The organism is Micromonospora sp. NPDC047762 (assembly GCF_043204655.1).
GTDB lineage: Bacteria > Actinomycetota > Actinomycetes > Mycobacteriales > Micromonosporaceae > Micromonospora.
In genome coordinates, this window is record NZ_JBIDCQ010000002.1 from 14,645 (window position 1) to 27,459 (window position 12,815).

Below are 12,815 nucleotides of genomic sequence, written 5' to 3' on the forward strand. Positions count from 1 at the left end.
CGCGCGTCACACTAGGGGCTGGGGTGCCGGCCGGCAATGCCCCGATGGGGCAGCGCTGATCGACTGGCGCTACGCGTTGACCGTGGGTGCCGGCGTGACCGTCGGCGCCGCGACGGCCGGTGCGGCCACCTCGGCGGCGGGTGTGCCGGACGCCTGCCCGCGCCTGGCCGGTCGCTTCCGACGCTGCGATCCGAGCACCTGCAGGGGCCGCTCGACGCCGTAGTAGCTGACGGTGGCGTACACCAGACCGAAGACCATGGTGAGTGCGAAGGTGTTGAACAGTCCGCCGGTGAAGAGCGGTCGGTCGTCGATCAGGTAGATCAATTCGATGACCAGCGGGTGCCCGAGGAACAGTCCGTACGAGACGGTGCCGAGCCATCGGGCGGACTTGGCGCCGAAGACCTCCTTGACCCGCGTCCGCCCACCGAAGGCCACCGGGATCAGGATCAGTGTCGCGATCGCGAGGTACAGGGCCAGCTTGGCGGCGAACTCCGCGGCTGTCGGACCGGCGAGGTCGCGGGGGCCGGCGATGGGCGTCGTCGCGATCGCCATCAGCCCGACCGCCGCTGCCCAGCAGGCAATCGGTGCGGAGGCGAGGTCGTCCAGCACGCGGAAGGCGGCGGGCGCTGTCCCGGTGCGCAGGGCGACGTGCGCCGCCGCCAGGGCCATCCCTGCGCTGAACCAGGCGGCGTACGAGGGGAGCCACATGGTGTGCAGGCCATTGCTGAGCCAGCCGAACCCCAAGAGTGCGAGCCATCCCGCAGTCACCAACAAACCCCCGCAGACGATCACGACGGTTCGGACGGGACGCCATGACCGACCAACAGCGAGCACGGCTACCAGCGGCAGGATCAGGTAGAACGCGACCTCGGTGGCGAGGCTCCAGGTCTGGGTGAGCCCGGAGCGCAACTGGCCGGGCCCGTAGATCTGGGTGAAGGTGAGGTGCCGAATCCAGTCACCGGCGGACGCTGGCTGATTCTGCGGTAGGACGATCAGGCAGACCAGCACCGCCAGCCAGTAGGCCGGCAGGATTCGTAGGGCCCGCCGCCAGAGGTACCGCCCGGCGCGTGGTCGGGCCTGTCCCGTTGCGGCGCTCAGTGCCCACGGTCGGAACAGCAGGAATCCGGAGAGCACGAAGAAGATGGCAACGCCGACGTCGAGCCGGGCCAGCCATCCGCCCCACGTGGTGTTCATGGTGGCGGCGGTCTGGAACCCGACGTGGTGACCGACAACCGCCACGGCGCCAATTGCTCGCAGCGCGTCGAGGGCGGGGAGTCGGTCGGTTACCGAAGTCTGCGGAACTGTTGGCGCGGCGGCTGTGGACATCTGGACATCCAGGGGGTCGCTTTGAAGGTGACCGGAGAGTAACCTCCCGCCATGTTAAGGATCGGGTGCCCCGGACAACAGGTCGTAGGGCGGCAGGCTACAGGAGGATGAGTGAAGCTTCGCGTGGGCGCCGCGCTCTTCGGGCTCGGTGTTTTGTTGCTGGTCTTCGCGGCTGGGCTGCCGTTTTACGTGGCCCCCTCCGTGACCAAGCTCCCTTATGATCTTGAACCAACGACGTCCGTCGCGGAGGCGAAGAACGCCAAGTTCCTGAAGATCACTCGTGTCGGCGAGTCGGTGAGCATCGAGGTTCTGCAAGGTGACCTCGTCTCCAGCGTCGAGGTCATTCCTCAGCCGGACGACACGAGGGACCGGCTACCCGAGGAGCTCAAGGGCGACGCGGTGATCTGGGACGTCTACCAGACGGTCCGGCGTGCCGACACCCCGGATGTGGTCAGCCAGTACAGCACCGAGCTGGCCCTCGACCGGATCTCCGGCGCGGCTGCCCCGTGGAAGGAGCAGTGGCTCAACGAGAGCGGCGCGGAGCAGACTCCGGTCGGGAACGTGAGTTACTCCGGCCAGATCTACAAGTTCCCGTTCGGCACCGACAAGCGGGCCTACCAGGTTTTCGACCGTGACCTGAAGCGGGCCGTCCCGGCGAAGTTCGTCGGCACGGAAAAGATCAAGGGCATCGAGGCGTACCGCTTCGAGCAGCGGATCGAGAACGAGGTGCTGAACACCCCGGAGGCGAGCCTCAAGCCGCTGCTCGGCAGGTTCGCCCCCGGCGCCACCAGCGGTCAGATCGTCTACAGCAACACCCGTACGCTCTGGATCGACCCGGTGACGGGCTCCTACGTGAAGGTCCGGGAACAGCAGAACAAGGAGTTGCGCCCCGACACCGGCGCCGCCACGGTGCTGCTGGACGCGGACTTCAACTACAACGACGACACTGTCACTCGCAGTGTCGAGACGGCCAAGGACAACCGCTTCAAGATCGGCCTGATCAGTTTCTGGGGCCCGATCGCCGCCGGCGTCCTTGGTCTGATCGCCCTCGTCGTCGGCGTATGGCTGGTGACGCGGACCAACGACGGTGCTGCCCGGCACCGCGCCGACCCGGCTGTGGCACCCGGCACCGACCCGACTCGCACGCGGGTGGACCAGGAACCGGTACGCGACGCGGACACCGCCGAGCAGCCCAGGACCGAGCCCGCAGCAGGTCCACTGACCGACGAGATCCCGCCGGCGTCGACGAACTGGAAGTCTGAGGACCCGACGGTGCCGACCCAGCGCCCGGCGCACGGCGAGGTGGAGCAGCGCTGACGGGTACGACAGGAAGCACGACCGGGGGGTGGGCCGCGATGCGGTCCACCCCCCGGTCGTGGAGCGGCACCTGCCTCTAATGCCCTGCGCGGCGCACGGCGTACCGCGTGCAGACCCAGTCCTCGCTGTACAGCAGATCGCGCCACTGCCCGACGATGTCCCCGTCGTGTGCGGCCATGAGCCGCACCATGTCGGTGTGCGGGACGACCGTCATCTTCATCGGCGCCGGGTAATTGAGCAGGTGGCGCTGTGCCCAGCTGATCAGGCGGGACGGTGCCAGATGCCAGACGATGCCCCTGGCCGTACGCCCCCGCTCGGTTGGCAACCCGATGACGGCGGTGCCGCCCGGCCGCAACACGCGCAGGAACTCGGCCAGATAGTGATCGATCGCGGGGCGCGGCAGATGTTGCAACACCAGAGCGCTGTAGACCAGGTCGAAGTGACCGTCGGGAAACTGGCTCAGGTCCGGTGCGTCGTTGAGGACGAACCGGATGTTCTCGGCGCTCCGGTTAAGTCGCCGGGCGGTTTCCAGCATGGTCGGGGCGATGTCCACACCGACGACCTCGTCCGCGTGTGGTGCGAGTGCCTGCGACAGTCGCCCGACGCCGCAGCCGAAGTCGAGCACCCGCTCCCAACGGGTGGGCAGGCCGAGTTGGCGAAGTTGGCCGGTCGTCTCCTCGACGTCGGTGCGGCCGGTGGCCAGGAACTCCCCGACGTCCCACCGTCCGCCGCGTTTTCCGGGCTCAACGAGTACGGCCCAGAGTGGATCTTCAGCTCCGAGCTTGGTCCAGTGGCGTCGCACGTCGTTCAGATGCACGCCGAAACCCTAGGACCTCGGGCCGTTCGGTGGGGTCCTGCTGTCTCCGGGATCGCCTGGATGTTCGGACGGGAGGAGGAGCCGAACGGCTCTCCGCGACCTGCGCACTTTACATCCGTTACATAATTGTAATTCGTCGATGCCCTGCCACTCTCCGCTGTCGGGGAGCAGGGTTGTGACGTATTTGTCGCATGGCGAGGCTTCTGTCCACACAGGTACTTCCACGATTCGTGACGTCGGCCTGCTGTTGGGTCGCCCTCGTGTTACCGCCGGATGGTCAGGGGGTTGTGAGCTGCGCCGCAACGGGTGCACGATCAGGCTCGATCGTTACCCGCCGGTAACACATGACGGGCCCGCTGCGGGGCCGCCAGTCCGGACCGGCCACCTGAGGAGGAACCCGTGCAGGATCGGTTTGAGGATCAGGGTCGTACCCGGTGGCGGCGGTTCGCCGCCATGGCGGTCCCCGCCACCGCCGCCGTCGGCGCCATCCTGTTCGGCATGTCGACCGGCGCCATCGCGTCCGACGTCACCGTGTCCGGACAGACGTTCAAGATCGGCGCGACCCGCCTTGAGGGCGACGGCTTCAAGCAGTACGGCGGTGTCGTCCGCGAGAAGGGTGAGAACGGCAAGACCCACCCGATCGCCGTCGCCGAGATCAGCAGCGCGGAGCTCTACAACCTCTGCCAGTCCATCCGCTCCGACCTGCCCGGCCTGCCGGTGGTGCTCACCATCAACGCCGGTGAGGGCAAGGAGCCTGCCCGGGCCAAGGACCTGCTGATCGCCATGGACTCGCTCGACGGCAACGCGACGTTCACCAACATCAAGATTGGCCGGGACGCGACGGACCTGAATGCCACGGCGCAGAAGGGTTCGTTCGGCCAGAACTCCGACCACGTCACCATCACGAACCTGCAGCAGGTGTCCCGCTACACCACGGCGGCCACCTTCAACCTGGTCGGCCTTCGGTTGAAGGTCAACGTGGGCGATGACGCCAAGGGCAAGGAGTGCTTCTGAGGTGACTGGGTCCGCGCTGGACGACCACCGCGGGCCCCGGCCCCTGTCCCCGTCCCGCTCCGCCAGGAGGAGTACGTGACAACCGCCAACGCGTCCCACGCCCGGCCCGGCGGTACGGCCCAGGCGTGGCAGACCTTCCGCCGCTGGCAGCGGAGCCGACCGTTCTGGGGTGGTCTCTTCATCGCCCTGGCCGGGGTGGCGATGTTCGCCTCCACCCGGATGACGATCAACGGCCTGAGCTTCCACAGCGGAGCCACCGGCCTGCTCTCGCTCCTGATCCCGGTCATCCTGGTGACCTGCGCCCTGCTGCTCTGGTTGAGCCCGGCGCAGCGGCTGTTCTACTCGGTCGTCGCGGCGGTCACATCGGTCTATTCGCTGATCGGGCTCAACCTGGGCGGCTTCTTCGTCGGTCTGCTGCTCGGCATCGTCGGCAGCGCGCTCGCCTTCGCCTGGACCCCGATCCGACCCGCGCCAGCCGCTGCCGACCTGTCCGACGCCGAACTTCCCGACGCCGACCTGTCCGACGCCGACCTGTCCGACGCCGAACAGGTCGACGCCGAACAGGTCGATGCGGATCAGGCCGAGGCGGATCAGCCTGGCGCCGAGCAACGCGGAGCCGAGCGGCTCGACACGGAGCGGATCGGAGGCGTGCAGGCCGACGCGTCCGGCGAACTGATGGACCGCCCGCCGACCGACGCGGGCGCACCCCCCGAGTGGCCGGGACGTTCTGCTGATCCTCGGGTGTTCGGAGTCGCACTGCTGGTGCTGGGCCTCGCCGCGGCCGGCCTGGCCACCCAGCCCAGAGCGGTGCAGGCCGCACCGACCCGACCCGCCGCGACCGCCTGCCCGACCCCGTCCCGGTCCAGCACGCCGTCGCCCACCACTCCCACCACCAGGACGCCGACCCCGACACCGAGCGCCAGCCCGGAGCGGGACGGCAACATCATCACCGACATCCTGGACGAGATCGGGGACCTGTTCACCGGTGGACGCAACGAGAAGACCGCGACGCCGTCGGCTACCCCGACCGCCAGCCCGTCGGCGAAGCCCACAGTCACGCCGACAGCCCGTCCCGGGTCCACGGCCTGCCCGTCACCGAACCCGGGCGGGTCAGGCAAGCCCGGGGCCACGACACCCGACAAGCCAGACAAAGCGGAGCCGGGCAAGCCGCTGCCCCGCATCGCGGCCGACCCGAATCTGCCAATGGTGGGCCAGATGCCGTCCAAGCTCACCGGCTCCAAGGTCACCATGACCGGGCTGAGGTTCGACGGGACCACCGAGCTGCAGACCGAGAAGGGCAGCCTCAAGGTGCTGAAGTTCAGCATGCGGGAGGCGGTGACCGACGACTTCCTGCTGGTCGCCGACGGCCCCGACGGTCGCACCCAGCGATACAAGACCGACCGGCTGACCGTCCGCGGTGACGTGGCCTTCTACTCCACCCGGTTCGTCGGCAAGCTGCTCGGCATCAAGCTCACCCTGACCCCGGACCTGCCGTTGCCGGACGGGATCCCGGTCACCCTGCCGATCTCGATCACGTTCACCGACCCGGTGATGGATCTGGCGTACGTCACCAGTGACACGCTGACCGCCCGGCCGTCGTTGGCGCTGGCCCTCGGCTGAACAACACCCGCCCCGATGGCTCCGGGTGCTGGCGGTACGCCGAGCCGCCAGCACCCTGAGCCATCAGCGGCTCAGAGCCGGGCCAGCGCCCGACGCAGCGGGTCGAGACCCAGGGCACCCAGGTCCAACGCCTGCCGGTGGAACTCCCGCAGGTCGAAATCGGCGCCCTTGCGGGCCTTGGCGTCCTCGCGGGCCTGGAGCCAGATCCGCTCACCCACCTTGTACGACGGCGCCTGCCCCGGCCAACCCAGGTAACGGTTCAGCTCGAAGCGCAGGTTCTCGTCCGGAACCCGGCAGTGCGCCCGCATGAACTCCCAGCCCAGCTCGGGCGTCCACCGCTCGCCCGGGTGGAAACCGAACGGATTGTCCTTCGGGATCTCCAGCTCCAGGTGCATGCCGATGTCCACGATGACCCGTGCCGCACGCATCGCCTGGCCGTCGAGCATGCCCAGCTTGTCGCCCGGATCCTCCAGGTAGCCCAACTCGTCCATCAGCCGCTCCGAGTAGAGCGCCCAGCCCTCACCGTGCCCGGAGACCCAGCAGAGCAGCCGCTGCCAACGGTTGAGCAGGTCGGCCCGGACGGCGGTCTGCGCCACCTGGAGATGGTGACCCGGCACGCCCTCGTGGTAGACCGTTGTCACCTCTCGCCAGGTGGAGAAGTTGCTGATGCCCTGCGGCACCGCCCACCACATCCGACCCGGGCGGGAGAAGTCCTCGCTCGGGCCGGTGTAGTAGATGGCACCGTCGCTGGTCGGGGCGAGGCAGCACTCGATGCGGCGGACCTGCTCGGGGATGTCGAAGTGGGTGCCGTGCAGCTCGGTGATCGCCTTGTCGGCCAGTGCCTGCATCCAGTCCCGGAATGCCTCCTTGCCCTGGATGGTCCGGGCCGGGTCGGCGTCCAACTTGGTCACGGCCTCGTCGACGGTGGCACCGGAGCCGGCGATGCGCCCCGCCACGACCCGCATCTCCGCCTCCAGGCGGGCCAGCTCGGCGAAGCCCCAGGCGTACGTCTCGTCCAGGTCGACCTTGGCGCCGAGGAAGTACTGCGAGGCGAGCTCGTAGCGCTCGCGACCGGCGGCCTGCTTGTCCCGCCCGTGCGGGGCCATCTCGGTACGCAGGAACTGGCCGAACTCGGCGGTCGCCGCGGTCGCCGCCGCCGCACCCCGGCGCAGTTCCGCCCCGAGCGTGCCCTCCGCCCCGAGCCGCTCGACCAGCCCGTGGAAGAAGTTGTCACCGGTCGGGTCGACCCAGATGTCGCACTGCTTGGCCACCTCGACCAACTGCACCTTCGAGCTGACCTCACCGGCGGCGAGCGCTTCCCGCAGCGTGGTCTTGTAGCCCTCCAGCGCGGCACCGAAGCCGTTGAGCCGGGCGGCGATGTTGGCCTTCTCGTCGCTGGTCGCGGTGGGCATCAGGTCGAACACCATGCGGATCTCGTGCAGCCCGCTGGTGATCACGCTGACCTCGCTGGTGACCTCACCGGCGTCGTACCTGGCAAGGTCCAGGCCGAGCCGCTCCTGCATGGCCTCCTTGGCGGTCCGTTCCGATTCGTTCTCCGGCTCGGTCACCTCCAGCTCGGCCAGGGTCCGGCGGGTGAGGTCCGCGCGCGCACCGTAGCCGTCGGGCGAGAGGTCGTCGAGCTGGTCGTCATGGCCGGCGATGCCGACGAAGGTCGCTCCGGTGGGGCTCAACGGCGCCCACTCGGCCACGTAGCGGTTGGCGAGTTCATCAATTCGTCCCACGCTGCGACCCTACGTGACCACCCCACCCCCCGTGTCGCCGACGTTTGTCGTGTTGGAGCTGCGGGTTCAGGCACGGCGTGACTGCCGAAAGGCGCGCGACTTTGTCGTTCGGTTGCGGCAGAGTGTCAGGGGTGACCACCGATACCACTCCTGACAAAGCGCCGCTGCGCGCCTGGCTGCCCGGCTTTGTCGCCCTCGCCGCGATCTGGGGTTCCAGCTTTCTCTTCATCAAGGTCGGGGTGGCCGAGCTGCACCCGGTCCAACTCACCCTCTACCGGGTCGTCGCCGGCGCGTTGACCCTGCTGGTGGTCCTCGCCGTGCTGCGCGACCGGCTGCCCCACGAGCCCCGGGTCTGGGCGCACCTGACCGTCGTCGCCGCCTTCGGCGTGGCCGTGCCGTTCACCCTCTTCGGCTACGGCGAGCAGCGGGTCGAGTCGATGCTGGCCGGCATCTGGAACGCCACCACGCCGTTGATCGTGCTGCCGCTTGCGGTGCTGGTCTTCCGCACCGAGCGGCTCACGGTGCGCCGTGCGGTCGGGCTCGGGTTGGGCTTCGTCGGGGTGCTGGTGGTGCTTGGGGTCTGGGAGGGCATCGGCGGGGCGCACTTCACGGGGCAGCTCATGTGCTTCGGTGCGGCGGCCTGCTACGGCGTGGCCATCCCGTACCAGAAGCGGTTCGTCGCCGACAGCGCGTACTCAGGCCTGTCGCTCTCCACCGCGCAACTGCTGCTCGCGGCCGCACAGCTGGCCATCGTCGCTCCCTTCGTCGCCGGCCTGCCGCCACTGCCCACCGAGCTGTCGGCGGGGGTGGTGGCAAGTGTGCTGACCCTCGGCGCGCTCGGCACCGGGCTCGCGTTCGTGATCAACATGCGCAACATCCGGCTGGCCGGCGCGAGCACCGCGTCCACTGTCACGTACCTGGTCCCGATCTTCGCGGTGCTGATCGGTGCGCTGGCGCTCGACGAACGACTCAACTGGCACCAGCCGGTCGGCGCGCTGATCGTGCTGCTCGGGGTCGCGGTCTCGCAGGGGATGTTCAGTCGTCGGCGGAGCAGCCCGGTGGTCGGCGTCGGCGCTCCCGCCACGCCCGCCGCCGAGCCCGCCCGCAGCTGACCGACCACAGTTTCGATCAGCGCCGGGAGTCAGGTGCGGGTGTGCGTCCAGGTCACCAGTTGCTCCGCCGACCAGGTGTTGATCACGCGGTCGGCGGGGACGCCGCAGAGGGCGGCGCGTTCACAGCCGAACCGTTGCCAGTCGAGTTGGCCGGGCGCGTGCGCGTCGGTGTTGATGGCGAACCGGCAGCCGGCCTCCAGGGCGCGACGGATCAGGCGCTTCGGCGGGTCCTGCCGCTCCGGCCGAGAGTTGATCTCGACGGCGGTGTCGTGCTCGGCGCAGGCGGCGAAGACCGCGTCCGCGTCGAAGTCGCTCTCCGCCCTGGTCCGCGCGCGGTGCCCCCGATCGCCCGGACCGGTCACCCCGGCCGGGCGGGACGACACCATCCGGCCGGTGACGTGCCCGAGGATGTCCAGGTGCGGATTGGCGACCGCCTTCAGCATGCGGCGGGTCATCTTCGACCGCTCGTCCTTCAGGCCGCTGTGCACCGACCCGACCACCACGTCGAGCCGCGCCAACAGGTCGTCGTCCTGATCCAGGGAACCGTCGGCGAGGATGTCCACCTCGATCCCGGTGAGGATCCGGAATCCCTCGGGCAGCGCCGCGTTCACCTGCGCCACATGGTCGAGCTGCCGGCGCAGCCGCTCCGCGGTCAGCCCGCGGGCCACCGTCAGCCGGGGCGAGTGGTCGGTCAGCACCAGGTACTCGTGGCCCAACTCCACAGCGGCCAACGCCATCTCCTCGATGGGTGAGCCGCCGTCGGACCAGTCCGAGTGGGTGTGGCAGTCGCCGCGCAGGGCGGCGCGGAGCGCCGTGGCCTCGGCGTCCAGGTCGCTGCCCTCGGTCGCCACCAGACGACGGAGGTAGACAGGTTCCTCACCGGCGAGGGACTCCGCCACGCAACGAGCCGTGACGTCACCGACCCCGGCCAGTTCGGTGAGCGTGCCGTTGCCGACCCGTTCGGTCAGTTCGGCCGCAGGCAGGCCGGCCAGCGCCTTCGCCGCCGACCGGAACGCGCGTACCCGGTAGGTGGCCTCGTTCGCCCGTTCCAACAGGAAGGCGATCCGGCGCAGGTCGGCGATGGGGTCTCTCGCGCGAGCCATGTCAGGGCGCCTTCGGGCAACCGCGCTTGCGTTGCCACGCGGTGACCTCGGTGGCCGGCTCCCGGTTGCCGCCGCGCCGCCAGGAGTCCAGGTAACGCGCCGGCCAGATCACCCCGCGCCGGATCCACCAGCCGTCCTTGCCCGCGCACGCCGGCGAGATGCCGAAGTGCACATGACACACGTTGTTCGCGTTGCCCGTACGGCCCACCTTGCCGAGCTGCTGCCCGGCGCGGACCCGCACCCCGGCGTCGACTCCGCCGGTCACGACGCTCAGGTGCGAGCCGTAGTAGCGCACCCCGTCGTCCCCGAGCAGGGCGACCGACAGGCCACCGTTGTCCGGGCCCTGCGGCCCACGCTTGCGGTACCGGTCCACTCGGCTCACCTCCAGCACCGTCCCGTCGGTCACCGCCACGAACGGCTCGCCGCAGTCGGCGAAGAGGTCCGTCGCCGGGTACGCCCCGTGCGTCGGGTGGTAGTCGACGTTGTCGGCGCGTACCGGAAAGACATGCTTCAGCCCGGTGCGGGGTGCCGCCGCCGACGGCCTGGCCGACGACGGCGCCGGGGAGCTCGGGTCGCTCGCCGCCGGCGGGGGCGGCTGCGACGCCGGCTGGTCCGCGGTCGCCCAGACTGACTGTGGCGTCGGCGCGGCGCCGTCGGGCACCCCCGGCCGGGTGGTCGCGCAGCCGGCGGCCAACACCGGGGCGAGCAACAGCAGGATCGGGTACGCCGGACGAGCGCGGCGGCTGATCGTCGGCGAGGACATCCGGTCATCCTGGCAGAGCCGGTACCGTGGGCACGAGCGGCACGCGTGAGGGAGGGCAGCGACGGTGACCATTGCCCGACCCGAACCTGGCCCGGATTTCGGTGCCGCCCGCCCGGTTCCGCGTACCCCGTCGGGTCTCTTCCCCTCCGGGCCACCGCCACGGCCCACCTATCGCGAGCCGCACCCGGTCACCGGCGGTGGTGTCGCCGCCGGAGGCGGCGCGGCGGCCGGGTGGCTGCTGCTGTTCGGCCTGCTCGGCACCGATGTGGCCAGCTACGCGTGGTGGACGGTGTTCGCCGGCCTGCTGGCCTGGGCCACCGCCCTGGTGCTGGTGCGCTTCGGCGACCGAGGGGTGGCGACCGGGGTCGCCATCGTCACGGCGGGTGGTTGGAGCATCGCCGCAGCAGTGGTGGCGGTCCGCTGGGCCACCAGTGGTGACTGGCCGCTGTGGTGACCGGCGCGGACGGGCCCCGAAACGGTGTTCGGTGACTGCACCGTGTGCCCGGTTGGCTGCGTAGCGAACGCCGTCTTGACGTGGCCGCCGAGACTCGGCACGCTCGCAACTATGGCCTGGACCACTCCCCGGCAGGATCCCGATCGCAATCGCCGTCGACTGCAGTTGCTGGCCGAGTTGGCGGGCGCCCGGGCGGTCCGCCAGCGCAGCCGACCGCAGCGGCAGCGCACCGAGCGTCTGCGCCAGCTCATCGCCACCCGCCGTCGAGTGGTCGGCTGATTCGACTTTGTCAGGAATGACCCGCCCTTCGGGGCGTTGACGGGTCGCCTGCCGACCCGACCGGCTAACGTGCACGCGTAACGAGTCGACGCTGTGTCGAGGCTATTGGGGGGACCGTGTCGTACTTCGCTGCGGCCGTGGTGCGCGACGACAGTGGCTGGACTGCCGCCGAGGTCAGCCTGCGTGGCGCCACCGACATCGACGAGGTTGCCGACCGGCTGCGTGACGTCGACCTGGAGGCCGACGTGTCGCTGCTCTTCGTCGAGGCCGACGACGCCTACCTGGTGATCCTGCGCCTCGACGAGGGCGAGGACCTGCGGGTCTTCGGTTCGGACTCCGCGTACGCGGAGGAGTCTCAGCTCGGGTCGCTGCTGGTCGGTGACCTGAAGACCTCGGTCACGGGGCTCGACGGCGACGACGAGCCACGCCCGGTGAGCACCGGTGACGAGGAGACCGAGCAGCCCGTCGTCGACCCGGAGGCCGATCCGGTCGGCGACGCCGACCTGCTGGCCAACCTGGGTATCTCCGCGCAGAAGCTGCTGACCCTCTGCACCCACGAGGGGATGATGCCGGCGGACGTCACCGTCGAGATCTGCCAGGTGCTCGGCTGCGCCGACGAGGTCGAGGAGCTGCGTGAGGTCTGAGCCGGCCGATGCCACCGATCCGTCGCTGGAGTCGATCCGACCGGGCCAGCCGACCCCCGGCGCGGTGCGCCGCGCCGGGCCCGGCGCGCACGAGGGCCTGGCCGACCTGGGCGAGGTCGGCCGACGACAGCGGCACGAGCTGTGGATGCGCCGTGCCCTGGAGGTGGCCGTCGCCGGCCCACCCGTCGACGACACGGTCAGCACCGACGTCGACGACGTGCCGGTGGGAGCGGTGCTCTACGGGCCGGACGGCACCGAATTGGCCACCGGACGCAACGAGCGCGAGCTGACCGGTGACCCCACCGCCCACGCCGAGGTGCTGGCCCTGCGCCGGGGCGCCGAGCGCACCGGTCGGTGGCGGCTGGACGGCTGCACCCTGGTGGTCACCCTCGAACCGTGCACCATGTGCGCCGGGGCGCTGGTACTGGCCCGGGTCTCCACAGTCGTGTTCGGTGCCTGGGAGCCCAAGACCGGCGCTGCCGGATCGCTCTGGGACGTGCTGCGGGACCGTCGGCTCAACCACCGCCCCGAGGTCTACGGCGGGGTGCTGGAGGCCGAGACCGCCACCGTCCTGCGCGCGTTCTTCCGCTGAGAGGCGCTGGCAGCCGTCTGAAGGCACTGGCC

The 12,815-nt window shown here is 70.1% G+C and carries 13 protein-coding genes; 8 read left to right on the forward strand and 5 right to left on the reverse strand.

Annotated features, from left to right (window positions below; translation table 11 throughout):
* Nucleotides 1-69: 69 nt before the first annotated feature.
* Nucleotides 70-1,326 carry an acyltransferase family protein gene (locus ACGF3C_RS05555; RefSeq protein WP_393219139.1) on the reverse strand — a complete coding sequence of 419 codons (1,257 nt, stop codon included), beginning with the start codon at nt 1,324-1,326 and terminating at the stop codon, nt 70-72.
* Between the two features lie 111 nt (nt 1,327-1,437).
* Here ACGF3C_RS05555 and ACGF3C_RS05560 point away from each other — a divergent pair, with 111 nt between their 5' ends.
* Nucleotides 1,438-2,643: a DUF3068 domain-containing protein gene (locus ACGF3C_RS05560; protein ID WP_393219142.1), complete on the forward strand. Its 1,206-nt coding sequence runs from the start codon at nt 1,438-1,440 to the stop codon at nt 2,641-2,643.
* A 76-nt stretch (nt 2,644-2,719) separates the two neighbouring features.
* Here ACGF3C_RS05560 and ACGF3C_RS05565 read toward each other — a convergent pair whose 3' ends face one another.
* Entirely contained in the window at nt 2,720-3,460 is a 741-nt protein-coding gene (locus ACGF3C_RS05565) for a class I SAM-dependent methyltransferase (protein ID WP_357233344.1), read from the reverse strand.
* A gap of 399 nt (nt 3,461-3,859) precedes the next feature.
* Between ACGF3C_RS05565 and ACGF3C_RS05570 the strand changes: the two genes are divergently transcribed.
* The gene (locus ACGF3C_RS05570) at nt 3,860-4,474 is read left to right on the forward strand and encodes a DUF6230 family protein (protein ID WP_393219146.1); all 615 of its coding nucleotides are present in this window, start codon (nt 3,860-3,862) and stop codon (nt 4,472-4,474) included.
* A gap of 75 nt (nt 4,475-4,549) precedes the next feature.
* A complete protein-coding gene (locus tag ACGF3C_RS05575) occupies nt 4,550-6,094 on the forward strand; it encodes a DUF6114 domain-containing protein (protein ID WP_393219149.1) in 1,545 nt (514 codons plus the stop codon).
* Between the two features lie 71 nt (nt 6,095-6,165).
* Here the strand turns inward: ACGF3C_RS05575 and ACGF3C_RS05580 are convergent, their stop codons facing one another.
* Entirely contained in the window at nt 6,166-7,836 is a 1,671-nt protein-coding gene (locus tag ACGF3C_RS05580; protein ID WP_393219152.1) for a DUF885 domain-containing protein, read from the reverse strand.
* Between the two features lie 131 nt (nt 7,837-7,967).
* On the opposite strand from ACGF3C_RS05580, the gene ACGF3C_RS05585 reads away from it, so the two are divergent.
* Nucleotides 7,968-8,948: a DMT family transporter gene (locus ACGF3C_RS05585; RefSeq protein WP_393219155.1), complete on the forward strand. Its 981-nt coding sequence runs from the start codon at nt 7,968-7,970 to the stop codon at nt 8,946-8,948.
* Nucleotides 8,949-8,977: 29 nt separating this feature from the next.
* On the opposite strand, the gene ACGF3C_RS05590 is transcribed toward ACGF3C_RS05585, so the two are convergent.
* Together ACGF3C_RS05590 and ACGF3C_RS05595 are read right to left on the reverse strand one after the other, a co-directional pair.
* On the reverse strand, nt 8,978-10,051 hold the full coding sequence (locus ACGF3C_RS05590; RefSeq protein WP_357224722.1) for a PHP domain-containing protein: 1,074 nt from the start codon (nt 10,049-10,051) through the stop codon (nt 8,978-8,980).
* Nucleotide 10,052: 1 nt separating this feature from the next.
* Entirely contained in the window at nt 10,053-10,814 is a 762-nt protein-coding gene (locus ACGF3C_RS05595; protein ID WP_357224725.1) for a M23 family metallopeptidase, read from the reverse strand.
* Between the two features lie 64 nt (nt 10,815-10,878).
* Between ACGF3C_RS05595 and ACGF3C_RS05600 the strand changes: the two genes are divergently transcribed.
* The 4 genes from ACGF3C_RS05600 to ACGF3C_RS05615 all read left to right on the forward strand — a co-directional run bounded on the left by ACGF3C_RS05600 (nt 10,879) and on the right by ACGF3C_RS05615 (nt 12,783).
* Nucleotides 10,879-11,268, forward strand: a complete 390-nt coding sequence (locus ACGF3C_RS05600) for a hypothetical protein (RefSeq protein WP_357224728.1) — start codon at nt 10,879-10,881, stop codon at nt 11,266-11,268.
* Between the two features lie 111 nt (nt 11,269-11,379).
* On the forward strand, nt 11,380-11,547 hold the full coding sequence (locus ACGF3C_RS05605) for a hypothetical protein (protein ID WP_167362451.1): 168 nt from the start codon (nt 11,380-11,382) through the stop codon (nt 11,545-11,547).
* Nucleotides 11,548-11,663: 116 nt separating this feature from the next.
* On the forward strand, nt 11,664-12,191 hold the full coding sequence (locus ACGF3C_RS05610; protein ID WP_355006056.1) for a tRNA adenosine deaminase-associated protein: 528 nt from the start codon (nt 11,664-11,666) through the stop codon (nt 12,189-12,191).
* Nucleotides 12,192-12,336: 145 nt separating this feature from the next.
* Entirely contained in the window at nt 12,337-12,783 is a 447-nt protein-coding gene (locus tag ACGF3C_RS05615) for a nucleoside deaminase (protein WP_208648837.1), read from the forward strand.
* Nucleotides 12,784-12,815 lie beyond the last annotated feature (32 nt).

Coding starts and splice junctions, on each gene's coding strand:
- ACGF3C_RS05555 (WP_393219139.1), bottom strand. CDS start 1,326: ATGTCCACAGCCGCCGCGCCAACAGTTCCGCAGACTTCGGTAACCGAC.
- ACGF3C_RS05595 (WP_357224725.1), bottom strand. CDS start 10,814: ATGTCCTCGCCGACGATCAGCCGCCGCGCTCGTCCGGCGTACCCGATC.
- ACGF3C_RS05605 (WP_167362451.1), top strand. CDS start 11,380: ATGGCCTGGACCACTCCCCGGCAGGATCCCGATCGCAATCGCCGTCGA.
- ACGF3C_RS05590 (WP_357224722.1), bottom strand. CDS start 10,051: ATGGCTCGCGCGAGAGACCCCATCGCCGACCTGCGCCGGATCGCCTTC.
- ACGF3C_RS05615 (WP_208648837.1), top strand. CDS start 12,337: ATGCGCCGTGCCCTGGAGGTGGCCGTCGCCGGCCCACCCGTCGACGAC.